A 25,652-nucleotide genomic window follows, 5' to 3' on the forward strand; every position below is an offset into this window, starting at 1 on the left:
ACATGATCGAGCTGGGGGAGCGCGATCGAGCGGGGGTCGAAGTCATTGTTTATTCTTCAACGAGATTGACTGTAGCGATATCTAGTTCAATGTTCAACATCTAGGAACGAGTGATTCCGGATCGAGGTGTCCGGGGTGGCTGCGGGCCGTGCGTCCGGGGCGACCGTGGGCCCCTGCATCAGGGGCGAGTGCGGGCCGCGCACCGGGGGCGGATGTGGGTCATGCGTCGGGGGTGGTGAACGGCGCCGGAACGGCGGGACAACTCCCGCCCGATCCCTGCTCCCCTCTGGCGGACGCGCGTAGAGCTCGGGCAGTATCTGCATGTCTTTGTTTGTCATGAGCAGGAGGAGTCCCCCCATGGTGTCCCGTATGACACTGCGCCCCGCCCTGACTGCCCTCGCCCTCGTCCTCGGCGTGCTCTTCGCCCCGGGCGTCGGCGTCCTCGGCAGCGGTGCCACCCAGGCCCACGCCGTCACCAAGCTCACCCACTCCCAGGCCACCGCCCGGTTCAGTTCCTCCGGGATCACCTGGTCCTCGTCCGGCGGCTGCTCCAACCGCAACGTCGCGACCTGCACTTCGTTCGACCAGCTCAACCTGGCCACCGCCCAGGGCGCCCAGACCCTCAGGAGCGCCACGGGCTGCGCGCTGAACATCACCGGCGGCACCGAGACCGGGCACGCCAGTGGCACGTACTCGCACTGGAACGGCTACAAGCTCGACTTCGGCAAGTCGAGCTGCCTCACGAACTACGTCCACAACACCTTCACCTACATCGGGGTGCGCGGCGACGGGGCTCCCCAGTACAAGGCGGGCTCCGGCAACATCTACGCCGACGAGGGCAACCACTGGGACGTGACGTACTACAACTGCGGCGGCTGCTGACCTCCGCACCGCGCACGCCCGCACGAGTGCCCCCGTTCCGCCGGGACGGGGGCACTCGTGCATGGTCATGATCATGTCGGCAATGAGTCGGGGGTGAAGTCTGCCCGGTCCGGGCAGTGCGCCGGGCGCCGCCTCCTGGCATGATCCCTCGCCGCCGGACAGCATGCGGCGGTGCGGGATCGGACGCGCCGCCAACTCCCGTGCGACCGACCGGTGCACGAGGCGTCCGGCCGTTCCCGAACAGAGGTAGGTACCCACGTGAGACTGACCCGTGCGGCGCTGGCCGTGGCCGCAGGCACCCTGGCCCCGGCCCTGCTGCTCTCCACCCCGTCCTTTGCCGCCGCACAGCCGGCCCCTTCCCCGGCCGCCACCACGACGGCCCCCGACGCGGGCCCGGCCGAGGACTCCCCCTACGACTCGATGACGGAGGAGGAACTCCGCGCCGAGATCGCCCGCATCCTGGCCGACCCCGAGAGCGGCAGGGGCGTGCTCCGTGAGGCCCAGGAGGCCATGGACGGCACGATCGACGACATGCGGTACTTCCTGGAGACCGGCTGGGCGATTGCTCAGGCGGAGGATGACCGGGTGGCGGTCGCGCGGATTCTCGCGGACCCGAACATCGGGAAGGCGGTGTACCGGGAGGCGCAGAAGGCCTTGGACGGCACGGCCGAGGACGTGCGCTACTTCCTGGAGACCGGCTGGGCGATTGCTCAGGCGGAGGATGACCGGGTGGCGGTCGCGCGGATTCTCGCGGACCCGAACATCGGGAAGGCGGTGTACCGGGAGGCGCAGAAGGCCTTGGACGGCACGGCCGAGGACGTGCGCTACTTCCTGGAGACCGGCTGGGCGATTGCTCAGGCGGAGGATGACCGGGTGGCGGTCGCGCGGATTCTCGCGGACCCGAACATCGGGAAGGCGGTGTACCGGGAGGCGCAGAAGGCCTTGGACGGCACGGCCGAGGACGTGCGCTACTTCCTGGAGACCGGACTCCGGCTTGCCCAGGCGGAGGACGACCGGGTGGCGATCGCGCGCATCCTGGCCGACCCCGGCATCAGCGACGCCCTGCGCGCGGCGGCCGAGGAGGCCATCGACGGCACCCCGGAGGAACTGCGTCACTTCCTGGAAGTCGGCCAGTACGAGGCGGACGGCCGGACCCCGCCGACCTCGGGCTGACCCCGCCCCGGCCCGTGCGCCCGGTCCGCTCCTGCGGCGGCCCGTGCGCACGGGGCGGGCGGGTCGGCACCCCTCAGGCCCCGGCCCTCGGGCCGGGGCCTTCGCACCGCCCCTCCCCGTACCGTTCCCGCTACTGCCCCACCCTGCCGTCGACGCACTCGCGCAACAGGTCGGCGTGCCCGCAGTGGCGGGCGTACTCCTCGATCCGGTGCACCATCAGCTCCCGGACCGAGGTCCGGTCCTTCCCCAGCCGCTCGCCCAGATCCGGATGCGCGGCCAACGCGGCGTCGGTCGCGGCCTGTTCGCGTTCCAGGTCCGCGTACGCGGCGTCCACCACGGCCTGGTCGGCGACGGCCTCGTCGAAGTCCGCGTCGCGCCTGCCGTACAGCTTCGGCAGCGGATCGCCGTCACTGATCCAGTTGCGCCAGTCCCGCTCCACCTCGGCCAGGTGCCGGACCAGGCCGAGCAGCGACATCGTCGACGGCGGAACCGACCGCCGGGCCAACTGCTCGGGGTCCAGGCCCTCGCACTTCATCCGCAGGGTCATCCGATACCCCGACAGGAAGTCGTCCAGCGTGGCGAGTTCGCCTTCCGGGCTCGCCCCGTCGTTGTCACGGGGATCGTCATCGGGGTCGGCCCACATGTCGGGGTAGACGGTCGCCTGGGTCCATCGCGCGGGTTGATCGTTCATGCGTGCCATGTTCGTCCGCGGGGCCCGGACCCGCCAGCCATTTGCAGGCGAACGACGCGCACGCGCCTCCTGCGACACCCACGGGCCTCCTGCGACTCGCGCGACGGCCGGCGGCGACGACGCGCGTGCGAGGATGGGCCCATGCGGTCGAGAATGCCCTTCGGGGAGGAACTGCGGGCCGAACTCGGCGTGCCGAGCAGGGCAGTCCGGCTGGACAGCAGCCCCCGGTCACGAGTGTGGCGGGCCGAGCTGTCCGGTACGCCCGTGGTGGTCAAGCAGCTGATCGACGGCCCGGAGGCCACCGAGAGGTACGCGCGCGAGGTGGCCGCGCTGCGCCTCGCGTCCCGGGTCGATCCGCCCGTGGTCCCGACGCTCCTCGGCACCGACCCGGAGGCACGGGTCCTGGTCCTCGAACACGTGGAGCACCGGCCGCCCCGCGAGGACTGGGTGATCGACTACGCCACGGCACTGGCCCGGCTCCACGCGGCCACAAACGCCGACGACGCGGGCAAGCTGCCCGCCTGGTCCGGCCCGACCCGGAAGGACATCGACTCCTTCCTCGCCCTCGCCGCGACGCTCGACGTCGCGGTGCCGTCCGGCGTACGGACCGAACTCGAAGGGCTCCTGGATCGTCTGACCCGCCCCCGGGGCCAGGCCCTGCTGCACGGCGACCCCTGCCCCGGCAACGACATGCACACCGGCGACGGCGTCCGGTTCATCGACTTCGAGCAGGCCGCCCTGGGCGACGGCCTCGTGGAACTCGCCTACCTCCGCATCGGCTTCCCGACCTGCTGGTGCTCCACCGCCCCGCCCCCACCCCTGCTGGCCGAGGCGGAGACCGCCTACCGCACGACATGGCGCGACGTCACGGGTACCGACGCCCCGGACGACCTCACCGACGCCTGCGCCGGCTGGCTCCTGCGGGGCGACGCCCTGGTCCAGCGGGCCCACCGGGGAACCACCGACCACCTGGCCCGGCTCCCGCACAGGGACTGGAAATGGGGCCCGGCAACGGCCCGGCAACGACTCGTCCACCGCCTCGGAACCGTCAGCCGGATGACCGACGGCGGCGGCAGCGCTCTCGAAGAGCTGGGACGACTTGCCGAGGCCCTCCGGCAACGCATGCTCACCCGATGGCCCGGACTCCGCCCCTTGCCCTCACAACGACCGTAGGGGAGCACCGGCCCGGGACCCGGCCAGGACGCGGCGCATTCTGCGGATACAGGAACAACTCACATACAAAACAGCAAAGCTGTTGAGTCGTCATAAAACCTACGGGTGAGAAGCGTTGAGTACCTGACCTCCGGTCTGATGCTGCCTCAGTCGCCAATTCCCTGATGGTTACACAGAGTTGCTTTTTGTGACTTCACTCGACAAGGGATGGAGTCGGTCGCCCCTCTCTGTTCTGGTGGCCATCGGTCCAAGAGGTGCCCGTGTGCGCTATCCGGTGGAGCTTGATGCGGGGTGAACGGGATTCGCGTTGCGGAACACGGGGCGGCGTGGGGCGGGGGCTTCGGTGGTTGGGGTGCGGGGCGTCGGGAGGCGAGGCGCCCTGTCGGGGGCGAAAACCCCCAAGGATTTTTAGACTTCACGGTCTGTTTTTTTGCGCCCGGGGGATCTCGTCCCGCTTGCGGGCGAGGCTCCTTCGCTGCCGCAACTCGCCCATGAAGTGACCCGGATCACTCTTGACCGGTTCTGATCATGCCTCGATATTTGGCTGACTTTTGTGGAATCCGTGTGGGGTTGGGGTGGGATCTGTGAACGATTGGTTGTGGCGTCGAGCGCGTCACGGTGTGTGCGCGCTGGCTGTCACCGTCACGGTGGCGGGCTCGCTTCCTGCTCTGGCCTCGCAAGCCGTGGCATCACCCCCGTCTCCCGGGGGAGTTGTGGAGGAGCGCACCGAGCGGGAGGCGGCGCCCAAGCCCCCGACCATCACGTTCGACCCCACCGGCCCGTACACCCCGTGCACGGCGAACTCCTGTGTCCCGGGAGGCAAGCCCGGCCAGGCGGGGTCCTTCACTCTCGGCCCGGCGGCGGGGGACGTCAACACCGCGTACCGGTACAAGCTCTCCACCGATGACTCGTGGTCGCCCTACATCCCCGGGGCGACCGTGAAGATCGCTCCGGTACCCCCGAGATCGGGTCTGATAACCCTGCAGGTGGAAGCGAAGGACGCGCACGGTCCCGGCGCCGCCAACTCCGTCGACTTCGCCGTCAAGGAGGGCGACGGACCGGTCGGACGATGGAACTTCCACGACGCGGGCGACGAGGCGATCGACTCCTCCACCACCGACCCGCAGCTCCAGGACAACGCCACCCTGGCCGGCGGCGCGGCCCGAACCGGCCAGGGGCGCCGTGGTGAGATCACGGTCACCCCGGCCACGGACACCACTCCGGTGGAGAAGGTGACGGACAGCGGCCTCGCCCTCGACGGCACCACCGGCCACGCCGCGACAGCCGGCCCCGTCGTCGACACCCGTGCCTCGTACACGGTGGCCGCATGGGTCCGCCTGGGCACGGATTCGCGGGACGCCACCGTGATGGGGCAGAACGGTGCGAACCGCAGTCCGTTCCTCCTGGGCTACGAGCAGAGCACCAAGAAGTGGTCGTTCCGCGAGGCGGACAGCGACGCACCCACCGGAGATGCGGTGTCCTACCAGCGGGTCACCTCCAAGAACCAGGCCGTTCCGAAGGTGTGGACCCATCTGGCGGGCGTGTTCAACTCCGTCGACAACACGATCAGCCTGTACGTCAACGGCGAGCTCCAGGGCACCACCCCGTTCACGACGGCCTGGGCGGCGACCGGTCCGCTGCAGATCGGCCGCGTTCAGTCGGCCGGTATGTACACGGATTACTTCCCGGGCGTGATCGATGAAGTGGCGGTGTGGCAGGAGGCACTGACCGAGGTACAGGTGAAGCAGGAGAGCAAGCTCCTCGGCGCGGACGGAAAGCCGTCCGCGGAACTCGTCGCCTCATGGAACCCCGCTCAAGCCACTGGTACCTCGCTGCCCAACAACGCACCGGCTTACGACGGCGCCCTGTCGCTCTCCTCGGGCGCCTCGCTGGTCGACGGCAAGCTGGTGCTGGACGGCAGGTCGGGTGCCGGGAGCACACCGGGTCCTGTGATCGATGACTCGGGTTCGTTCACGGTGACGGCGCAGGCGCTCGTCGACGGGGCAGCGATCATGGAGAAGCCGAACGGCTACAAGGCCCAGATCCTCGGACAGCGCACGGCCACCGGATCTTCTTGGAGTCTGTGGTTCGAGAAGACCGGCATCGTTCAGGAACCGGAGCTCGACGAGGACGGCGAACTGGTCCTCGACGAGAACGGCAATCCCGTGACCAAGCCGGTGCCGGTCGGGCGTTGGCACTTCGGCCGCCTGACCGCAGACGGCACAGGGACATCGGTCGTCAGCAAGGATGAAGCCGCCCTGGACTCCGAGGTCCGTCTCACCGGTGTCTACGACGCGCAAGACGGAACCATTGAGCTCTATCTCGCTGCGAATCCTCAAAGCGGCGGGAACACGCCCTACACCGCACAGGTCGGCAGCGGTGAGTTCTCCGTCGGCAAGGGATACCTCGGATCCTGGGGCAACTACCTGCCCGGGCGGATCGGCGACATCCGGATCTGGGCAGGAGCGCTGAGCGACGCAGGCCAAGTGAGCGACATCGTCGGTACCTGACCTCGCTGTCCCACACCTGACCGGAAGTGGCGGGGCCGCCTTCCAGGGCGGCCCCGCCACTGAATCCGGTGATCGGCTGCCCCGGTCCCGTGCATGGCGATATGGGAGTGTGGCTCGATGGCGCGGGGACGTAGAGTTCCTGGCCATGACTGTGCTGCGTGGTGCTTCCGTCTCCCTTCGGCCCACTGTTCGCGAGGACGTTCCCGCCCTGGCCGCCATTCGGGCCACTCCCGAGGTGCGGGCGCGATGGAGGGGTGGGGACGATCTCGAGGCGGAGATCTCGGCCGACCTCGAAGACTCCGACAGCCGGCATCTGACCATCGAGTACCAGCAGCGGATCGTCGGCATGATTCAGTGGCACGCCGAGGAAGAGCCCGACTACCGGCACGCCGGCATCGACCTCTTTCTCGATCCCGCCGTGCACGGCAGGGGGTTGGGCACCGACGCCGTGCGGACGTTGGCCCGCCATCTTGTCGACGACCACGACTACCACCGACTGGTCATCGATCCGGCAGCCGACAACGCGGTGGCGATCCGCTGCTACAGCAAGGTGGGTTTCCGGCCGGTCGGCGTCATGCGGCAGTACGAGCGTGACATGGACGGCACTTGGCACGACGGCCTCCTGATGGACCTTCTGGCTGCCGAACTGGTGCGCTGACCGGAGCCTGCCCGGCGGCCCGAGCGCCGGCGCTCGCCCCTCGCCCCTCGCCCCTCGCGAAGGTGCGGGCCGGGCAATGGCCCCGCAGGCTTTCCTGCCGACGGTCGGTGTCCAGCCGGGACTGTGGCCGGTCGCTCCGACAAACGGCAACGATCTCCCCGAGCGATCCTTTCCCTGGTCGGAGTGGGTCGACCCTTGCGGAACTCCGGGCGCCTCCGGACCCCGGCCGCACGCTTGCCCGGGGGTGCCGCGAGTGTCCCGGCCTCGTCTGCTCCTGCCCCGGCGGCATCCTGACGAGCCTTGAACTTCACAGGGTGTTGACTTCAAGGAGGGGGAGAAGGTTGGGTCACGCTCACCGAGATTTCGGGAATGCTCCGGGAGGTTGGCATGCAGTGGTCGGCAGTCCTCGGGTACGGCCTGGGCCACGGGCTGGTGCTGAGCGTGCTGTTCACTGCGGCGGTGTTCGCCGGAGCCGCCATGAGCAGGGACTTCCTGCTGGACGACTATCCCCCCGCGATCCAGCGTCGGTACGGCAGACCCAAGAGCGCCCGCGGCCGCCGGGTGGCGTTGCTCTTCGGCGTGTTCATCTGGGCCGTCTGCGGCCTTCCCCTGATGATCGGGGCGATGGTCGGTCTCGACGGCGCACTGCACGAGGGCCTGGATTTCTTGTCCGCGGCTGTTTGTGCGGCCCTCGTCTTCGCCACGTTGACGGTCTGGGACCTTGTCGTCCTCGACTGGATCATCTTCGCCGGACTGCGCCCGCGCCTGCTGGTTCTTCCCGGTACGGAGGGCATGGCCGAGTACCGTGACCTCCGGTTCCACCTCGGTGCCGCCCTCAAGGGCAGCCCGCTGATCGTTGTCGTGGGGCTACTCACCGGAGGCATCGCCACCCTGATCACCTGAAGGCAAGAGCAGAGGGGCCTGTTCCCTTTCCTGAGCCCGTATCCGGGAAGCACAATGCCCCGCCGGGGCCGGCCCGAGGGGCGGCGGGGCGGGGCGGGGGTGGTTGCGGGGCTTCTCAGACCGTGGCGTTCAGGAAGGCGGTCCAGGCGGCGGGGGGAACGGTAAGGACGGGGCCGTCGGTTACCTTGGAGTCGCGGATGTGGACGGCGGCGGGGTGGGGGGCCACCTCCACGCAGTCGCCGCCCTGGTCGCTGCTGTAGCTCGACTTGCGCCAGTTGTAGGCGACTTCGAGGCAGGCGCCGCCTTGGTCGCTGCTGTAGCTGGACTTGAACCAGGCGAGGACGGCGGTACGAGGGGCCGGGTGTGCTGCGCGGGTCATGTCTCTCCAAGCAGTTCGTCCAGTAGGCGTGCGCTCGCCCCGACGGAGAGCGCCTGCGAACGCAGCATCCCACATTTCTGCTGGAGCACACTGACGTCATCTGGATCCTCGTGCAGGTAGCTGGTCAACTGACCCTCCACGTAGACGAGGTGGTCGTGGTTGGGGGTTTCCAGCAGCACCATCGGGCCCGCCAGCCCGGCATGCTTCGGCAGTTTCATCGGCATGATCTGGAGGTCCAGGAACGGGAGTTCCATGCATTGACGCAGATGCCGGATCTGGTTCCGCAGCACGGCGGGGTCGCCGATCTCGCTGCGCAGAATGCTCTCCTCCAGCAGGAAGTGGAGCATGGGGCGGGGCTTGCGGCTGAGCAGCTTCTGCCGGTCGAGCCGGTCCGTCACCCACTCCTCCCGCTCGTCCTCTTCGAGGGGCGGGTAGAGGCAGGAGAAGAGGAAGCGGGCGTACTCCTCGGTCTGGAGCAGTCCCGGCACCACCTGGTTCTCGTACCAGAACAGCGACACCGCGTTCTGCTCGTACTCCACGAAGTTCTGCACGAACGCCGGGAACCGCTCCTTCAGCGGCACCTTCTCCACCGCGACCCGCAACGCCCCCTTTGTCTCCAGCAGTTCGTCCAGCTGGATCGCGAAGTCCAGCTGGAGCGTCCTGCGGCCCTGTTCGATCGACGCGATCGTGTCCTCGCCCACGGAGCACCGGTCGGCCAGTGACACCTGCGTCATCCGGGCCGCCTTGCGGAACATTGCCAACTGGGCGCCGATCAGGTGCCAGGAGGTGATCTGCTTGCTCTTCTTCTCTGCCGTTTGCATGAGCTGCCTCTCCCCGTTGCGAACCCCGAATGACCCGTCAGAAGCCGTACGAATGCGTTGTACGGCCCCACTCGGTGCTCAACGCTAGTGACTTTGTGTGACGTTGTGTGCGTGAACGAAACAACTCAACTCCCCTGTTTTCGTGAGACGTTCCACCGCCGGGAGCTTCGCGCCGTGCCGCTCGTACGGCAGTTCGTGCGCGAGGCTCTCGTCGACTGGGCGTGCGATGTCCGGGCCGACGACGTGCTGCTCTGCGTGAGCGAACTCGTCACCAACGCCGTGCTGCACGGAGTCCCGCCCGGCCGTGGTTTTCGTGTGCACCTCTCCTGGGAGGAGGTCGGTGGTCTTCTGCGCGTCGAGGTCCACGACAGCGGTGACGGGGAGGCCCGTGCCCGTGATTCCTGGGCGACGCCCGACGAGGAGGGCGGGCGCGGGCTGCTGCTGGTCGCGGCGCTCGCCGACAAGTGGGGGGTGGGGGAGCGGAACCCGGGAAAGGTGGTGTGGTGCGAGTTCGGGGCGGGGGACGCAAGCGGATGAAGTGCTGCATACCCCCACGATGTGCTCGGGGCATCGGAGCTGGTCGGGGGGCGAGACACAAGATCGGCGGGGTCTACCGGTTCCGGTCGCGGGTGGGATACCCCTGGAGCGGCGGCCCCGGCCGGGCCGTTCCCCATGGACGTGAAGTGGAAGGACCCCTGTGATGGACAGCTGGTACGTGGACGACCGCTGCACCAACTGCGATGTCGCCCGGCAGTTCGCACCCGAGCTGATCGGCGAGGAGGGCGGGGCGTCGCGCATCCTGCGGCAGCCGGAGGACGAGGCGGAGAGCCGGCGCTTACACGCCGCCGTCTTCGCCTGCCACACCCGCTCGATCCGCCCCGCGTCCGGGCAGCCGGACCCGGCACTCGACCCGTTCCCGATGGCGCTGGACGACGGTGTGCTGGTGTGCGGGCACAACTCCCCGCACACCGCCGGTGCCAACTCCTACCTGCTGCGACGGCCCTCCGGCACGGCCATGATGATCGACACCCCGCGCTGGAGCCCCAAGCTCGCCGAGCGGTACGTGGCGGCCACGGGCCCCGTCACCGACGTACTGCTCACCCACCGCGACCACGCCGCGCACGGCCGCCGTTACGCCGACCACTTCGGCGCCCGGCTGTGGATCCACGAGGGCGACCTCGACGCGGCACCGGACGCGGACCGGGTGATCAAGGGACTCGACCCGGTGGAGGTCGGCGAGGGCGTCACCGCCCACCCGCTGCCCGGTCACACCCGGGGCAGTGTGCTCTACCTCGCGGACGACCGGTACTGCTTCACCGGCGACAGCTTCTACTGGTCACGCACGACCGAGGACCTCGAGGTCGCGGAGAGCGTGACCTGGTACTCCATCGAGGAGCTGGCCGCCTCCCTGGCGAGGACGGCGGGGCAGTTGCGGTTCGAGTGGGTGCTGCCCGGCCACGGCGACCGGCGGCGCCTGGACGCCGACGAGATGTCCCGGCGGCTGCACGCGCTGGCGGAACGCACGGCGCTGCTGGAGCCCCGGCCGATCGACTTCACTGCCCTCCGCTGGTGAGCGATGTGCCCCGGCGCGTTCACCTCAGCGGGGTACGCGCCCCGGAGCGTTCATCCCGGCCGCGCGCGCCGGAGCGCTCAACTCGGCCTCCACAGACGGAGCTTCTCCGGATTGCGGACCACCCAGATCCGGTGCGCCCGGCCGTCGGAGGCGTCGAACGCGGCCACGGTCGCGGTGACACCCCCGTACTGGGCGACCAGGCCGGGCGCACCGGCCACCGAACGCTCCAGGAGCCGCAGCCCCGGCGCCTTGTCGGCGATCGTGATCATGTACTGGGCGATGCGCGCGCCGCCCTCGACCGGGCGCAGCACGGTGCCGACCAGGCCGCCGCCGTCGGCGGTCATCACGGCGTCGGGGTCGAGGAGGTTGACGAGGGCCGTGATGTCCTTGGCCTCCCACGCCTCCTTGACGTGCCGCACCACCTCGGCCCGCCCCGCCGTCGAAGTCGCGGGGGCGCGCTCGGCACGCATCCGCCGCCGGGCCGAACTCGCCAGCTCCCGGCAGGCCCCGGGGGTGCGGCCGACGATCCCGGCGATCTCGGCGAAGGAGTAGCGGAACACGTCGTGCAGCACGAAAGCGACCCGCTCGGCGGGCGTCATCGACTCCAGCACGACGAGGAAGGCCATGGTCACCGACTCGTCCAGGGCGATCCGGTCGGCGGGGTCGGCGGTGTCGGTGCCGAGCCCGCCGCCGGCCCACTGCCCGTGGTCGGGCAGCGGCTCGGGCAGCCACGGGCCGACGTAGCGCTCGCGCCGGACCCGTGCCGAGCCGAGCACGTCCAGGCAGATGCGCCCGGTCACCGTCGTCAGCCAGGCGCCGGGGGACGCGACGGCCTCGCGCCTGCCCCGCGGCTGCGCGTACCAACGGGCGTACGCCTCCTGTACGGCGTCCTCGGCCTCGGCCACCGAACCGAGCAACCGGTAGGCGATACCGATCAGTTGGTGCCGCTCGCCCGCGACATCCACCGCGCCCGGCTCGCCTGCGACGTCCGCCGTGCCCCGCTCAGGTACACCCCTGGTCATGACCGTTCCCCCCTGGCCCGTCGTTCTCCCACCTTGCATTTCGTGGGCCTGCGTCGTCGGACCGGTGAGACCTTATCGATCCACCGAGGGGACGGCATCATGACGACTCGGACGACGAGCGCGACGGACGCGACGAGCACTACGAGTACGACGGAAACGACAATCGCGGCGCGGCGCATCGCCGTGTTCCTGCGGACGTCGGTCGTTCTCCAGACCCTGACCCTCTTCCTCCAGGCGGTCAGCGCCGGTGTGCTGCTGTCCTCCTCGCACAGCGGCCTCCTGCACGACGTCGGGGCGCGCGTGATGTACGGGGCGTCGATGCTGTACCTGCTCGCGGCGGTACTGGCCTGGCGGCCGGGCGGCGGTTCGCCCCGCCCCATCGGGTACGCGGCCGGCTTCCTCGTCCTCGCATCGGTGCAGGTCGTGCTCGGCATCGCGCACGTCCCGTCGGTCCATGTCCCGCTGGGCGTCCTGATGTTCGGCCTGAGCGTGCTGGTGCTGGCCCGCCGGGACACGGGGGCGGCGCGCGGCTAGGGCCTGTCCGGGCGATCTCCGTGATGCGGTCGACCGTCTGGACACCTCAATCCGGGACATCGGGCAGAGCCCGGCGCCAGGCCACGACGTTGTCAGTCCCCGCCGCTACCGTTCGCCCGTTCATGATCTTCAGGGAGGGGTGGTTCGGTGGGTGCCAGCGGATGGGACTACGTCACCAGGTACGACGGCGACGTCGAGGCGGCCTTGGCGACATTGCAGGCCAGGGTGTTCCAGGAGGAGTACGGCGATGATGCCCGATACCGAAGTCTGGAGGACCTCTACGAGGACGAGGAGTTCATGGGGGCCGAGGGCACCCATACGATCCTCGACATCGACAGGGTTGTTGCCACGGATGACCCGCCGACGGGCTCCGGTATCGCTGACCACGGCACCCTGCGCCCTCTGGCTCTCAACCGTGTGATGCACCACTTCGGCACGAACCGCCCGTCGGTCGAGCAGTACGAGGAACTTGCTGCTGCTGCCAATGAGGCTGCGAGCCATGAGGAGCACGAGCAAAGCCTGCTCGGCGAGTGTCAGATGCGGTGGACCGGTTACTACGTTGTCCTCTACTCCGGTGACAGGCCGACTCACCTGGGAATCTTCGGATTCTCAGGAGACTAGGGCCGGTCCTGCGGAGCATGCGACTGACCCTGAACCGCCCCGGGTTCGGCCGACACCCGGTCGTGACCGACGGCGCGGACCAGGATCTGGCGGGCCTCTTCATCACGGAGCGTGTCAAGGGCCAAGTATTGGCAGCCGTGCGTAGCGGTCAGGCCGCCCAGGTGGCTGCGGCTGGTGACGATAACCGTGCACGTGGCACTGCCGGGCAGCAGCGGGCGGACATGGTCGGCGTTGCGGGCGTTGTCCAGCACGATCAGCATGCGCCGATCGGCGACCAGGGACCGAAACAGCCCGGCCTGGGTCTCAGGGTCGGCTGGCATGTTCTCGGGCTCGGTGCCGAGTGCGTCGAGGAAGCCGCGTAACACCATGTCAGGCGGCATCGGCCCGGTGGATGGGTCGAAACCACTTAGAGGGGCATAGAGCTGTCCATCGGGAAACCGATCGAGATTCTCATGGGCCCAGGGTAGCGCCAGCATGAGTTGACCGGTCATCCGCTCATCCAGCGGATGGGCCTCAGCCCGAGTGAACAATTCGGCTGGTATCCGGTCATGCTGTCCCCGGCACAGCCGGATGTCGGCCAGGTCCAACTGAGCGGACAGCCGCTCCCGATTGAGGAAGTCTCGCTGCGCGTTGAACCATGGGGTGTCCACCCCGGCGTACGTCTGCCCGCGCCACAGCCCCAGCGCCTCTTCCCATAACGAGGCCGCTTGCTCCTCGTCGGGAACCGCGCGGGCCTGATCGACCAGGTCACGGAACCGATGCACATCCACCGCCCCGGCCTGCACCATCAGCCGGTAACCGCCCTGGTCCCGCACGATGTCCACCCCGACCCCGGACAGCACCCGCCGCAACCGGGACACATACCCGTACAGCGCTTCCCGGTCACGACCTGCTGTTTCCGCACCCCACGCCCGATCCACCAGGACATCCGCCGACACCACACCCTCGGCATCGGCGAGGAACGCCCCAGCACCCACCGCTGCCGAGCATGCCCCACATCCACCGGCACCCCGTCCCGCCACACCGCGATGGCGCCCAGGACCCCGAACTGCACCGCGACATTCTCTCCAGTCATGGCCACGTCACTACGCCTATCCGCCGCTGACCACCTGGTACAGCCCGGTTCCAGACTTCCCGAAGGTTTCCCGCAGGCCGCCCCGGCACGGTGAGAACACAACACCCGCCCGGGACCTGAAGGAACCGGGTCGACGGTGCTGGGCGCTGAGCACGTACTGCTCGCTTGTTGTGGGAACTCAGGGGGGCGGGGGGCGGACTCGTCCGTCTCCGCAGCCAAGACGGCACGGTCAGGCCGCAGCCGCGACCTTGCCGCTCAACCGAGCTCAACAAGTGACACACATTAGTTCCTGTCAAGAAAGAGAGACCAACATCCCCCACTTGCTGGACTGACATTGCGGTACACCACCGGGCAGAGAGGAAACGGGATGGAAGCCGAGTACGAGGCCTTCTGCGCCAAGGACCCGCACTTCTACGACAAGATCGACGACGGTGCGGAGGAACGGCTCTTCGCACCTCTCAGCGAGAGCGCGACCCCGGTGGGCTGGCAGCGGATCACCGTATGGGGCTGGGTCAACTACCAGCCGCGCGGTGCCCACACTCCGATGCAGGGCTGGAAGATCCATGTCTCCTCGTCGGTCGGACGGGCCGAGGAAGTCGTTCAGTTGGTCTTCGACTACTGCGTCCGCCGTGCTGTCCCGTTCAAGCTGGTGCCCAGCCCCTGGGAGTACCACCGGCGCAACAGGAAGTACGCGGAGCGAGCGGGAAGCGGAAAGCTCGCCACCATCTATCCGCTGAACGAAGCGCAGTTGGAGTCGCTCGTCACCGAGCTTGGGGAACTGCTCCATGATGTCCAGGGGCCGTACATTCTCAGCGATCTACGCTGGATGGACACCCCGGTCTACGTCCGCTACGGGGCTTTCAGTATGCGCCGGGTGAAGTCGGCGAACGGCCGCGAGGTCATGGCGATCGAGGACGCCGACGGCAACCTCGTGCCCGACCACAGGGGGCCGGTCTTTTCGATACCGGAGTGGGTGACGCTGCCCGACTTCCTGCGGCCTGCACTGGAGCGCCGCAATGCCTCCCGGATCGACGACCTTCCGTACGAGATAACGGCGGCTCTCCACTACTCGAACGGCGGCGGCGTCTACGAGGCACGCGAGAAGAGCACGGGTACGAAGGTAATCGTGAAGGAGGCGCGACCCCATGCCGGTCTGGACGTTTCGGGCAACGACGCGGTGTTCCGGCTGCGTCGCGAGCGGGATGCCCTCAGCAGGCTGAGCGGGCTGCCGAGGGTACCGCAGCTCAAAGGCTATTACGAGGCCGTCGGCCACGAGTTCCTGGTCGAGGAGTTCATCGAGGGGGAGAGTCTCTACGCCGCCTGCGGGCGACGTAACCCTCTGCTGACCGACGGCACGGTGGACGAGCGGGAGTTGGCCGAGTACCGCGACTGGGCCATGGGGATGTGGCAAGACGTCGCTGATGCCGTGCGTGCGATGCACGAGCGGGGGGTGGTCTTTGGAGACCTGCACCCGCACAACGTCCTCTGTCCGCCTCAAGGGGAGGACGACGCGAGGATCTGTCTCATCGACTTCGAGGGAGGCTGGTTCCTCGAGGAGGGTGGACGGCAGGTGGTCGCGAATCCGGGGTTCATCGCGCCACGCGGGACCACCGGCGTCGCTGTCGACGAGCATGCCCTGGCTGCCCTCAAATTCGCGGTGTTCGCGCCGCTGACCGCGATGTTCCAGTTGAGCAACGCGTTACCGGGGCAGGTAGCCGACATCATCGTCGACCGGTTCGGGGTGCCCCGCTCCTGGTTCGCCGACGCAGTCGGGGTCCTTCAAGAGGCCTCGGCCCCTTCCGCCCGCCCAGCTGCCGTCAGTTCGAGCCCCGAGGCGTGGTCGGCACTCGCCTCATCGGTAGCCGACGGCATTCGCGCCAGCGCCACATTGGAGCACGCTGACCGACTCTTTCCCGGCGACATCGCCCAGTTCTTCGTTGCCGGGGCGGAGCTTGGCATGGCGCACGGTGCGGCTGGTGTGCTGTGGGCTCTCCAGACCGCAGGTGTCGGCAGCGTCCCGGAGGGAGAACAATGGTTGCTGGACCGGGTGTTCCGCGACGGCTCCGACCTCCCCGATATCCCGCCGGGCTTTTACAACGGCTGGCACGGCGTCGCCTACGCACTGTGGGAGCTGGGCCTTCACGACGCGGCCGTGGACCTGCTGGCCCGATCACCGGTTGCCGAGCCCCGTGATACGGACCTCAGTCTCGCCGACGGTCTGGCCGGATCAGGGCTGAGCTGGCTTCACTTCGCCCGCGAGTGCGGTGACGACCGGTACTTGCAACGGGCGCTCGACACCGCCGACCTGGTGCGCAGCCGCCTCGGCGACATCGAGGATGTTCCCGAGGTCAGCGGGGGAGCGTACCCTCAAGCCGGGCTGATGCAGGGCCGCTCCGGGCCCGCACTGTTCCTGACCACGGTGTTCGAGGAGACCGGGGACACCACGTACCTGGATGCGGCGGAACGCGCCCTGCGTCAGGATCTGCGCCGCTGCCGGCGTGACGGCATGGGGATAGTGCAGGTCAACGAGGGATTCCGGCTCATGCCCTACCTCGCGTCCGGCAGCACGGGCATCGGTATCGCACTCGACCGGTACCTGATGAACCGCCCGCTCCCCGAGTTGGAGAAGGAGCTCGCGGCGATCCAGCGAGCGGCGCGTAAGCCGTTCTACCTTTACCCCGGCCTCTTCAACGGGCGAGCAGGCATGATCCTTGCCACCGCAAGCCACCAGCCGGCCAACCTGGAGCACACCGCAATGCAGGTGACCGGCCTCGACTGGCACACCTTGGACTGGCACGGTCACCTCGCTTTCCCTGGCACACAGCTCCTGCGCATCTCCATGGACCTGGCGACAGGGGGCGCCGGCATTCTGCTCGCCCTGGCTGCCGCCCACACGTCGGCCACAGAGCCGGAGCGACGGCTGTCCCTCCCGTTCCTCCTCCACCCCAAGACCTCAGGGCACCCCCTTGGGGGTAGCACCTGAGCCGGCACGGCAACCAACCCACACAGGAAGGATCACTCATGTCCATTTACGACCTCCAGGGCCTGAAGGACGAAACCGGATACGAGCCGCTGGCTAGCGAACTCAGCTTCGGCTGCTGCAACCCCTCCCCGGTCTCCAGCGCCTGGTCCATCGGCTGCGGTCACAGCTACGCCTGATCGGAACCGACTGTTCGGGGGCGGCACAGCACTGCGCTGTGTCGCCCCGCCCTGCCGTCCCGACCCGAAAGCAGGTGCATTCATGACACACCGTGCCTTGCTGCGCTACCTTTACCCCTTTTCGGCCAGAATGCTCATTCTGGCGGCGCTGATCGTCGTGCACTCGGCGGCGACCGTGATCCCGGCCCTGATCGGGCAGCAGCTCATCGACAACGGCGTGCTACGCCGCGACACCACCGTGGTGGCAACACTGGGCGCCCTCATGGTGGTTGTGGGTGTGGCCCAAGCGGCGCTGTCCGTGGTGGAACGGCGATACGCCACGCGGCTGGCCGGGGACATCGTGCTGCAACTGCGCATTGACCTCTTCGCGCATCTGCAGCGCCAGTCGATCGGCTTCCTCGCCTCTGCCAGGACGGGCGCCATCGTGTCCCGTGTACAGGGCGACGTGACCGGCGTCCAGAACATGATCGCCTCCAGCTTTCCCGCCGCTGTCGGATCCGTGGTTCTGCTGCTCACCGGGGGCGTGGCAGTGGTAACCATGGAGTGGCGGCTCACCCTGGGAGCGCTCGTTCTCGCCCCGGCGCTGTATGTGCTGACGTCCAGGTTCACAACGGCGATACGTCAGGTCAGCCAGGACCAACTGACGGCCCAGGCCAACCTGGACTCCATGGTCGCCGAGCGGCTCGGCCCCGGCGGGGCGGAGGTGATGCGTCACTACAGCCATCCCAAGCGGGATCTGCCCGAGTTCCGGCAGCGGGTGAGCCGGATCCGGGACCTCACGGTGCGCGCGTCCGTGCTGTCCTCCGCGCTCGGTGCGTCGATCACTCTCGCCATGAGTCTGGTGACCGCGACGATCTACGTGATCGCCGGACAACTGGCCATCTCCGGAGCCCTCAGCGTCGGCACCATGGTCGCTCTCGTCGCGCTGCTGACCCGACTGTACTCGCCCCTGGTCGCACTGCCCGCCTTGAGGGGGGAATTGACCGAAGGGTTGGTCTCCTTCGACCGGGTACGAGAGGTCATGGACTTCGTACCAGCGATCGTGGACGTCCCTGACCCTCACGAACTCCCGCGCCAGAGCGGCACATCGCTGCAGGTGGCCTTCCGCGGCGTCCACTTCACCTACCCGCCGAACGGCGGCATGGTCCTGCCTTCGCTCGGCGGCGACGAGCAACGGTTTCGGGGTGGCGCTCCCCGACGGGTGCTGACGGGCATGGACTTCACCGCCGAGCCAGGGGCGACGATCGGCATCGTGGGCCTGTCGGGGGCGGGAAAGTCCACCCTCGCCCGACTGCTGACCCGTTCCTGGGAAGCGGACTCGGGCCAGGTGCTGGTCGGCGGCGTGGATGTACGGCGCCTACGGCTCGACGACCTGCGGTCCGTGATCGGCGTGGTCAGTCAGGATACGTTCCTCTTCAACGACACCATCCGTGTCAACCTTCAGCTGGCACGCCCGGAGGCGACCACCGAGGAACTCGTGGAAGCCTGCCGGGCAGCCCAGATCTGGCCCGCGATCGACAAGCTTCCGGCAGGTCTGGACACGGCCGTCGGCGATCGCGGGCTACGTCTGTCGGGGGGCGAGCGCCAGCGGCTGGCGCTCGCCCGGCTGCTACTGAAGAACCCGCCCATCGCCGTCCTGGACGAGGCGACCTCTCACTCCGACCCCATCACCGAGCGCGGGATCATGGAAACCATGGGCCCGTTCCTACGGGACCGTACCTGCATCATCATCGCGCACCGGCTCAGTACCATCCGGGACGCGGACACGATCCTGGTGATGAAGGGGGGACGGGTGGTTGAGCGGGGAGGGCACGAGACGCTGATGGGTATTGGGGGTTGGTACGCCCGCCTCCACCAGGCCCAGCAGCGAACAGCCCAAAGACTGTAGGGCGCGGCGCTGAGGGGTGGTGTCCCGCCGAGGACACCGTTGGCGAATTCGACGATCGGCTATGGGTGTGGATCCTGGGGGCGCGGTCACATCACGCGGCGGGCGTCTGGGGCGGGAGTTCGGTGTCGAGCCAGGTGATGAAGTTCAGGGCGGAGCCGCCGAAGTGCTCGCGGACGCGGGCCGGGATGGCGCGCAGTTCGTGGCCGGGGATGAAGTCGTGGGTGGTGGTCTCGCCGCGGCTGCAGCCGCGGGTGCGGGTGCGGTAGGGGCTTCCTCTGGCAGGTCGCCGTATCTGATGCTGTTGCGGGAGGCGTTGGCGAGTGGGTCGCCTCCTGCCGCTCACCGCCGTCGACACCAGGACCGGCTGTGAACCGATCAGGAAACCCTGCCATCCTCGCCCAAGCCCGCCGCAGGGCCAGCCTCGACAAACGACCGCACACGTTGAGCGCCCTCGCCGCCCTCGAACACGACAGGACGAGGATCACATTCACTGCTGTCGCCCTCGCCGCCGGCGTCTCCACATGGCTGACCTACACCCCGGGCGTCCGCGAGTACATCGAAGCCGCCCAGCGACGCGCCTCATGCTGGGCGTCGCCGAGACCGAGGAAGCCTCCCTCCTTCGGGTCGGCGTCGACGAACTACACCCGCCGCTGACCTGGGTCGCCGAGCAGTTGGAGCGGGTCCTGGGGTACCCGGATAGTCGAACCCCCAGGTTCCGCGCCTGGGTGCGGCTTGCGTAGGTCCATCGGGCGGATGCGGCGGCCGGGCCGGCGGAGTCGGATCTGGGTCGAGTAGGACCGAGTGCAATTTAGTGCCATACGAGGCGATGCGCACCGGCGCGAACTTGGACCGCGAGGGCCTGACCGTGCTGCTTGCCTTCGCCCGGCCCGGCGACCGGATCTACGTGCTCACCCTGGACCGGCTCGGCCGCAACATGCGCGAGACCCTCAACCTCGTGCACGACCTCACCCAGCGCGGCATCCACCTGCGTACCCTCGGCGACAAACTCGCCGTCGACACCAGCGAGCCCGGCCCCGGCTCCGAGATGGCTATCGCCCTGCTGGCGATGTTCGCCCAGATGGAACGGATCTACATGCTGGAGCGCGCCGCCGGCGCCCGCACCGCCAAGCAGGCCCGCGGCCTGCCGACCGGGCGCCCGGCGAAGCTGAACGCGACCACCCGCGCTGGAGCCGCTCAACGGATCAAGGACGGCGCGATCCCCGAGCAGGTCGCCGCCGAGCTCGGGGTGAGCCGCTCCTCCACCCTGTACCGGGAACTACGCAAACACCGCGAGAGCGTCACCGCACAAGTCGGACAGGAAGGCTGATCGCCACCCAGCCCCCATCCCCGCTGGCCGGCGATATCCGTTGTTTCCGCGGCCGTTACTACCGGGACCCCTGGACATGGGGCGGCGGGGCAGCCCTGCACCGGCCCGCGCGCATGGTGTCAGGCCACCGCGCCGGCGACCCCGGTGCGGCCGTCGGGGACGCCGACGATCGTGACGACGACCTGCTCGCGCACGGCCTCGCCGAGCACGCCGGCCAGTGCGTCGGTGGTGGCGGCGACCAGGCGGGCGGGGGCGTCCGGGACCTCGGCCAGGTGGTACGCGGCCTCGCGCATGCTGAGGGTGACGAGGGGCGCGTCGATGTCGACCGGGGTGCCGCCGATGCCCCGGCGGTGCTGCGGGACGCCGATCAGGTCCACCCCGACGAGGCGGCGGAACCCCTCGCCGTAGACGGCGCCGACCACGTCGGCCAGGGCGGCGATCAGCTTCGGTTCCACCGTTCCGTCGAGGGTTTCTTCGCGGATGTGCACATTGAAGTGGGGCATGGAGCGACTCCGTTCGGGTCGGTGGGTACGCTGAGGAGCAGTTCGCTTTGCAGACAAAGTCAAATGTCTTTGATGGCAAAGGTAAATGGGGAAGGGTGTGCGATGTCAAGGTCCGGGGAGCGCGCCGCCGTGGAGGGCTGCGGGAACGGGAAGGACGCCGACGACGCCGTCAGGGCCCTGCTGCTGCTCATGCCCCGGATGGTGGGCCGGGTCAAGAAGATCCCCGTGCCCGAGGCGCTGCGGTCCTTCGCGCTGGCGCCGCGCCACCTCTCGCTGCTCTCCTACCTGCTCTTCGACGGGCCGATGACCGTGAACGAACTGGCGGCCCGGCTCCAGGTCGCGCCGACGACGGTGAGCCTGCTGGTCGGCGACCTGAACCGGAAGGGAATCCTGGAGCGGCGCGCGGACGAGGCGGACCGGCGCCGCCGCATCATCCGCATCGCACCCGACCAGGAGCCCGCGATCACCGCCTGGCTGGCCCCGGGAGCGGCCGCCTGGCGCAAGGCGCTGGCCCCCCTGACGCCGGATCAGCGGCAGCTGTTCGTCGACACGTTGCTCGCGTACGAGGCCGCGGTCGGCGGCGCGGAACAGGACTGAGCCGGACCGGGGGTGCCCGACGGACGCCGTACCCGAAATCGCGCCCCGGCGGGACACGCACCGCCCACTTGGACTTACGCGACAGGGTTGTTGGACTGGAGCGCCCCGAGTCGTAGCAGGTCGTTGACGGTGTTCGGTCACGGGGACTACGCAGAGCACATGTCGCCAAGATTCACTTCGGCGGGCGCCGTAGCCGCCGCATCAGCCGCCGTGCTGGCGCTGGTGGGGACCGCGCTCCCCGCCACCGCCGCAGCTCCCCCGTCCGCAACAGCCGGGCCGGCCGTGCCCGCGGGTGCCACCGTCATCGGCTCCGCGCAGCTCTCGGTGGCCGTCGCCGACGACTTCCCGCGCGTCCTGGCGTACACCGACAGGGCCGGCGGCAACCGGCTGTTCGGCAGTACGCGGCCGGTCACCGCCGTGACCCTCAACGGCACCGCGCACCCGGTGAAGCTCAAGGGCGCGCTCCGGGTCAGCGCCTCGGCCGCCCGCTACACGCTGGCCTTCCCCGACCTGCCCGGCGTAGAGATCGACGCCTCGCTCTCCGTCTCCGGACGCGCCACCACGTTCAAGGTGACCGCCGTGCGCGACACCGAGGCGTTCCGGGTGGGCACCATCGACATCCCCGGCCACGACCTGGTCTCCGTCGGCTCCACGGAACCCGGCGCCGCCACCGCCTTCACCCGGCTGGACAACGACTCCACGAGGACCGCCGACGTCTTCGGCAGGGTCACCGCGGACACCGCCGCCGACAAGGCGCCGGTCGGTGCCTCGTACGCGATCGTCAATACCGGTTCGCTCGCCGCGGCCGTCGAGTCCAACTCCTCGTACGACAAGCCGTCCGGCGCCACCGGCGGCGACGACGCCCGGTTCTGGCACCAGGCCCGCACCGCGGACGACGGCGGCGTCCGGGTCGGCGTCTGGTCCGGCCAGTGGACCTACCGCGGCGACGGCGCGCCGAAGCCGGAGAGCGGCGACGCCCTGCCCTGGGCGAAGGTCGTCGTCACCCCCGACGCCAACGGCGACAAGGCCGTGGACTGGCAGGACGGCGCCGTCGCGTTCCGCTCCATCGGGATCGAGGCGCCCGGCGGCAAGGACACCCCGGACCGGGTCGTCACCCACATCCCGTTCAACTTCGCCAGCCAGGCCACCCACCCCTTCCTGCGCACCCTCGACGACGTCAAACGGATCTCGCTCGCCACCGACGGCCTCGGACAGCTCGCCGTCCTCAAGGGCTACGCCTCCGAGGGCCACGACTCCGCCCACCCCGACTACGGCGGCAACTACAACGAACGCGCCGGCGGGCTGAAGGACCTCAACAAGCTCCTGAAGGACGGGAAGAAGTGGGGTGCCACCTTCGGCGTCCACGTCAACGCCACCGAGGCGTACCCGGAGGCCGACGCCTTCGACGAGAAGCTCGTCGACAAGACGAAGCCCGGCTGGAACTGGCTCGGCCAGAGCTACTACATCGACCAGCGCCGCGACATCAACAGCGGCGACCTGGCCGAGCGCTTCCAGCGGCTGCGCGACGAGACCGACCGCAATCTGAGCCTCCTCTACATCGACGTCTACTACACCCACGGCTGGATCGCCGACAAGACCCTTCAGGCCGTGGGGAAGCAGGGCTGGAACGTCGCCACCGAATGGGCCGACAAGTTCGAGCGCGCCTCGCTCTGGTCGCACTGGGCCAACGACCTCGACTACGGCGGCGCCACCAACAAGGGCCTCAACTCGAAGATCATCCGGTTCATCCGCAACGGCGAGAAGGACGTCTGGAACAACGCCCCGGTCCTCGGCCAGAGCGCCATCGAGGAGTTCGAGGGCTGGACCGGCGAGACCGACTGGAACGCCTTCTACGACAACATCTGGCAGCGCAACCTGCCCGCCAAGTACCTCCAGCAGCAGCGGATCACCCGCTGGGACGGCAACGACATCACCTTCACCGGCGGCGTCCGGGGCACCGTCGAGGACGGCAGGCGGACCTTCTACGACCAGGGCCGCAAGGTGCTGAGCGGCACCGACTACCTGCTGCCCTGGGACGGCGGCAAGAAGCTGTACCACTACAGCGAGTCCGGCGGCACCAGCAGCTGGGAGGTCCCGTCGAAGGGCGCCTACACCGTCCACCGGCTCACCGACAACGGGCGGATCAAGACCGGCACCGTCAAGCCGGTCGACGGGCGGATCACGCTGACCGCCGAGGCCGGACAGCCCTACGTCCTCTACCCGGACCGTGCGCCGAAGGCCGCCGACCCCCGGTGGGGCGCGGGCACCCCGGTCGACGACCCCGGCTTCAACGACGCCGCCCTGAGCGACTGGTCGAGGACCGGAACCGTCACCCGCGACACCGACGACCGGGGCCGCAACAGCGCCGAACTCTCCGGCGGGGCCCCGGCCGCGCTCGCCCAGCGCATCGACGGCCTCGTCCCCGGCAAGCGCTACACCGCCTCCGCGCTGATCGAGGTCCAGCCCGGGAAGACCCGGCACACGACCCTCTCGATCGGCGGGAAGTCCGTCGCCGTGGACCGCTCCACCGTCAAGGACCAGGTCGCCGCGTCCGACTGGCACGGCACCTACTTCCAGCGCGCCAAGGTCAACTTCACCGCCCCCGCGAACGGCCGCGCCACCCTGCGCCTCGCAGCGGCCGGGGGCAGCACGGCGAAGGTCCGGGCCGATGACGTGCGGATCGTCGCCAACGCCCCGAGCACCAGGGCGAACACCGTCGTGCACGAGGACTTCGAGGACGTCGACCAGGGCTGGGGCCCCTTCATCAAGGGGAACGCGGGCGGCTCCACCGACCCCCGCACCGTCATCACCCGGCTGCACGCCCCGTACACCCAGGCCGGCTGGAACGGGAAGCTCGTCGACGACGTCATCGGCGGCAAGGAGTCCCGTGAGTCCCGTGAGTCCCGCGAGTCCAGCAAATCCCTCAAGTCCCTCAAGTCCCACGAGGAGAACTCCGGTCTCGTCTACCGCACCGCCCCCTGGACCGTGCCGATGACCGACGGCCACCGCTACAAGGTCGAGTACGACTACCAGTCCAGCCACGCCGGCGCCTACGAATGGGTCGACGGCTACGACCGGATCACCGCGGACGGCAAGCCCGACTCCGTGGAGACCCGGGCCACGCCCGTCGGGCAGCAGCGCACCACCGGCCACTTCACCGAGACCGTCACCGCGGGCTGCGGCGACACCTGGACCGGGCTGCGCAAGCGCGGCGACGCCCCCGAGGGCGCCGACTTCGTCCTCGACTCCTTCACCGTGACCGACCTCGGCCCGGCCCCGGCCTCCGAGCGGGCCGCCTGCGGCACGCTCGGCATCGACCCGGGCGCCGAGACCCTGGAACCGGGCACGGCCCACACCGTCAGGGCCACGTTCACCAACCACGAGGCGACGGCGGCCACCGGCGTCGCCCTGACCCTGACCGTCCCCGAGGGCTGGGCGGCCGAACCGGCGGGCGCCGTCTCCTTCGACTCCGTCGCGCCGGGCGCCGAGGCCACCGCCACCTGGCGGGTCACCCCGCCGGCGGACGCCGAGTACCGGACGTACGACTTGGGCTCCGAGGTGACGTACGCGGCCGGCGACGCCCGGCGCACGCTCGGCGCGCGGACCTCCGTACGGACCCTGCCCCCGCCGCCCACCACCGACAGCTGGGCCGGCGACCTGGACTGGACGGCCGCCGAGAACGGCTGGGGCCCCGTCGAACGCAACCTCTCCAACGGCGAGACCGGCACCGGCGACGGCACCCCGCTGACCATCGGCGGCACCGTCTACACCAAGGGCCTGGGCACCCACGCCCCGGCCAGGATCCGCTACTACCTGGGCGGGAAGTGCACCTCGTTCACCGCACAGGTCGGCGTGGACGACGTGCAGAAGAGCGCCGGCAGCGTGCGGTTCTCCGTCCTGGCCGACGGCACCGAGAAGGTGAAGTCGCCGGTGCTGAAGGCGGCCGACAGCGCCTGGCCGCTCACGGCCGACGTCACCGGCGCCAAGTACGTCGACCTGGTCGTCGGCGACGGCGGCGACGGCAACGGCAACGACCACGCGGACTGGGGCGACGCCCGCTTCCGGTGCGGTGACTGATACCCCATGATGCGGGACGGGCGCCCACCGGACGCGCCCGTCCCGCGTCGTGCACGCAAGGCCACTCCCACCCCCCTGTACACGCC

The 25,652-nt window shown here is 69.3% G+C and carries 23 protein-coding genes; 16 read left to right on the forward strand and 7 right to left on the reverse strand.

Annotated elements, in window-relative coordinates:
• Positions 1–357 precede the first annotated feature (357 nt).
• Both OCT49_RS25935 and OCT49_RS39870 read left to right on the forward strand, forming a co-directional pair.
• Entirely contained in the window at positions 358–882 is a 525-nt protein-coding gene (locus tag OCT49_RS25935; protein WP_283854224.1) for a hypothetical protein, read from the forward strand.
• Positions 883–1,140: 258 nt separating this feature from the next.
• Complete coding sequence (locus tag OCT49_RS39870; protein WP_349632805.1) at positions 1,141–2,055, forward strand: ALF repeat-containing protein; 915 nt, start codon at positions 1,141–1,143, stop codon at positions 2,053–2,055.
• A 130-nt stretch (positions 2,056–2,185) separates the two neighbouring features.
• Here the strand turns inward: OCT49_RS39870 and OCT49_RS25950 are convergent, their stop codons facing one another.
• Complete coding sequence (locus OCT49_RS25950) at positions 2,186–2,755, reverse strand: DinB family protein (protein WP_283854225.1); 570 nt, start codon at positions 2,753–2,755, stop codon at positions 2,186–2,188.
• 132 nt (positions 2,756–2,887) lie between these two features.
• On the opposite strand from OCT49_RS25950, the gene OCT49_RS25955 reads away from it, so the two are divergent.
• The 4 genes from OCT49_RS25955 (at position 2,888) to OCT49_RS25970 (ending at position 7,990) form a co-directional block, all read left to right on the forward strand.
• On the forward strand, positions 2,888–3,919 hold the full coding sequence (locus tag OCT49_RS25955) for a phosphotransferase family protein (RefSeq protein WP_283854226.1): 1,032 nt from the start codon (positions 2,888–2,890) through the stop codon (positions 3,917–3,919).
• Between the two features lie 713 nt (positions 3,920–4,632).
• Positions 4,633–6,429 carry a laminin G domain-containing protein gene (locus OCT49_RS25960; protein WP_283854227.1) on the forward strand — a complete coding sequence of 599 codons (1,797 nt, stop codon included), beginning with the start codon at positions 4,633–4,635 and terminating at the stop codon, positions 6,427–6,429.
• A gap of 145 nt (positions 6,430–6,574) precedes the next feature.
• Positions 6,575–7,087 carry a GNAT family N-acetyltransferase gene (locus tag OCT49_RS25965; protein ID WP_283854228.1) on the forward strand — a complete coding sequence of 171 codons (513 nt, stop codon included), beginning with the start codon at positions 6,575–6,577 and terminating at the stop codon, positions 7,085–7,087.
• 387 nt (positions 7,088–7,474) lie between these two features.
• Complete coding sequence (locus tag OCT49_RS25970; protein WP_283854229.1) at positions 7,475–7,990, forward strand: hypothetical protein; 516 nt, start codon at positions 7,475–7,477, stop codon at positions 7,988–7,990.
• Positions 7,991–8,105: 115 nt separating this feature from the next.
• On the opposite strand, the gene OCT49_RS25975 is transcribed toward OCT49_RS25970, so the two are convergent.
• Entirely contained in the window at positions 8,106–8,369 is a 264-nt protein-coding gene (locus OCT49_RS25975; protein WP_283854230.1) for a DUF397 domain-containing protein, read from the reverse strand.
• On the reverse strand, positions 8,366–9,190 hold the full coding sequence (locus OCT49_RS25980; protein ID WP_283854231.1) for a helix-turn-helix domain-containing protein: 825 nt from the start codon (positions 9,188–9,190) through the stop codon (positions 8,366–8,368). The genes OCT49_RS25975 and OCT49_RS25980 overlap by 4 nt, the downstream gene beginning before the upstream one ends.
• A 111-nt stretch (positions 9,191–9,301) precedes the next feature.
• On the opposite strand from OCT49_RS25980, the gene OCT49_RS25985 reads away from it, so the two are divergent.
• Positions 9,302–9,727, forward strand: a complete 426-nt coding sequence (locus OCT49_RS25985) for an ATP-binding protein (protein ID WP_283854232.1) — start codon at positions 9,302–9,304, stop codon at positions 9,725–9,727.
• Positions 9,728–9,890: 163 nt separating this feature from the next.
• The gene (locus tag OCT49_RS25990) at positions 9,891–10,763 is read left to right on the forward strand and encodes an MBL fold metallo-hydrolase (protein WP_283854233.1); all 873 of its coding nucleotides are present in this window, start codon (positions 9,891–9,893) and stop codon (positions 10,761–10,763) included.
• Between the two features lie 77 nt (positions 10,764–10,840).
• Here OCT49_RS25990 and sigJ read toward each other — a convergent pair whose 3' ends face one another.
• Positions 10,841–11,785 (reverse strand): RNA polymerase sigma factor SigJ, encoded by a 945-nt coding sequence (gene sigJ, locus OCT49_RS25995; protein ID WP_283854234.1) that lies wholly within the window; start codon positions 11,783–11,785, stop codon positions 10,841–10,843.
• Positions 11,786–11,884: 99 nt separating this feature from the next.
• Here sigJ and OCT49_RS26000 point away from each other — a divergent pair, with 99 nt between their 5' ends.
• Both OCT49_RS26000 and OCT49_RS26005 read left to right on the forward strand, forming a co-directional pair.
• Complete coding sequence (locus tag OCT49_RS26000; protein ID WP_283854235.1) at positions 11,885–12,319, forward strand: hypothetical protein; 435 nt, start codon at positions 11,885–11,887, stop codon at positions 12,317–12,319.
• A gap of 147 nt (positions 12,320–12,466) precedes the next feature.
• Positions 12,467–12,940 carry a hypothetical protein gene (locus OCT49_RS26005; protein ID WP_283854236.1) on the forward strand — a complete coding sequence of 158 codons (474 nt, stop codon included), beginning with the start codon at positions 12,467–12,469 and terminating at the stop codon, positions 12,938–12,940.
• Here the strand turns inward: OCT49_RS26005 and OCT49_RS26010 are convergent.
• Positions 12,937–13,917 carry an AfsR/SARP family transcriptional regulator gene (locus tag OCT49_RS26010; RefSeq protein ID WP_283854237.1) on the reverse strand — a complete coding sequence of 327 codons (981 nt, stop codon included), beginning with the start codon at positions 13,915–13,917 and terminating at the stop codon, positions 12,937–12,939. The two genes, OCT49_RS26005 and OCT49_RS26010, sit on opposite strands and share 4 nt — an antisense overlap.
• 465 nt (positions 13,918–14,382) lie before the next feature.
• Here OCT49_RS26010 and lanKC point away from each other — a divergent pair, with 465 nt between their 5' ends.
• From lanKC to OCT49_RS26025, 3 genes are all read left to right on the forward strand, one after another.
• Complete coding sequence (lanKC, locus tag OCT49_RS26015; RefSeq protein ID WP_283854238.1) at positions 14,383–16,998, forward strand: class III lanthionine synthetase LanKC; 2,616 nt, start codon at positions 14,383–14,385, stop codon at positions 16,996–16,998.
• 38 nt (positions 16,999–17,036) lie between these two features.
• Positions 17,037–17,174 (forward strand): hypothetical protein, encoded by a 138-nt coding sequence (locus tag OCT49_RS26020; RefSeq protein ID WP_283854239.1) that lies wholly within the window; start codon positions 17,037–17,039, stop codon positions 17,172–17,174.
• 82 nt (positions 17,175–17,256) lie between these two features.
• Positions 17,257–19,062, forward strand: coding sequence for an ABC transporter ATP-binding protein (locus tag OCT49_RS26025; protein WP_283854240.1), 1,806 nt, complete (start codon positions 17,257–17,259; stop codon positions 19,060–19,062).
• A gap of 91 nt (positions 19,063–19,153) precedes the next feature.
• Here OCT49_RS26025 and OCT49_RS26030 read toward each other — a convergent pair whose 3' ends face one another.
• Entirely contained in the window at positions 19,154–19,405 is a 252-nt protein-coding gene (locus OCT49_RS26030) for a hypothetical protein (RefSeq protein WP_283854241.1), read from the reverse strand.
• Between the two features lie 483 nt (positions 19,406–19,888).
• On the opposite strand from OCT49_RS26030, the gene OCT49_RS26035 reads away from it, so the two are divergent.
• Positions 19,889–20,389, forward strand: a complete 501-nt coding sequence (locus OCT49_RS26035; protein ID WP_283854242.1) for a recombinase family protein — start codon at positions 19,889–19,891, stop codon at positions 20,387–20,389.
• 119 nt (positions 20,390–20,508) lie between these two features.
• Here the strand turns inward: OCT49_RS26035 and OCT49_RS26040 are convergent, their stop codons facing one another.
• Positions 20,509–20,892, reverse strand: coding sequence for a hypothetical protein (locus OCT49_RS26040; protein WP_283854243.1), 384 nt, complete (start codon positions 20,890–20,892; stop codon positions 20,509–20,511).
• A gap of 102 nt (positions 20,893–20,994) precedes the next feature.
• Here OCT49_RS26040 and OCT49_RS26045 point away from each other — a divergent pair, with 102 nt between their 5' ends.
• Together OCT49_RS26045 and OCT49_RS26050 are read left to right on the forward strand one after the other, a co-directional pair.
• Positions 20,995–21,489 (forward strand): MarR family transcriptional regulator, encoded by a 495-nt coding sequence (locus OCT49_RS26045; RefSeq protein WP_283854244.1) that lies wholly within the window; start codon positions 20,995–20,997, stop codon positions 21,487–21,489.
• A 159-nt stretch (positions 21,490–21,648) separates the two neighbouring features.
• A complete protein-coding gene (locus OCT49_RS26050) occupies positions 21,649–25,566 on the forward strand; it encodes an endo-alpha-N-acetylgalactosaminidase family protein (RefSeq protein WP_283854245.1) in 3,918 nt (1,305 codons plus the stop codon).
• Positions 25,567–25,652: the final 86 nt, after the last annotated feature.

Source organism: Streptomyces sp. ML-6, assembly GCF_030116705.1.
In the GTDB taxonomy this organism is placed as follows: domain Bacteria; phylum Actinomycetota; class Actinomycetes; order Streptomycetales; family Streptomycetaceae; genus Streptomyces.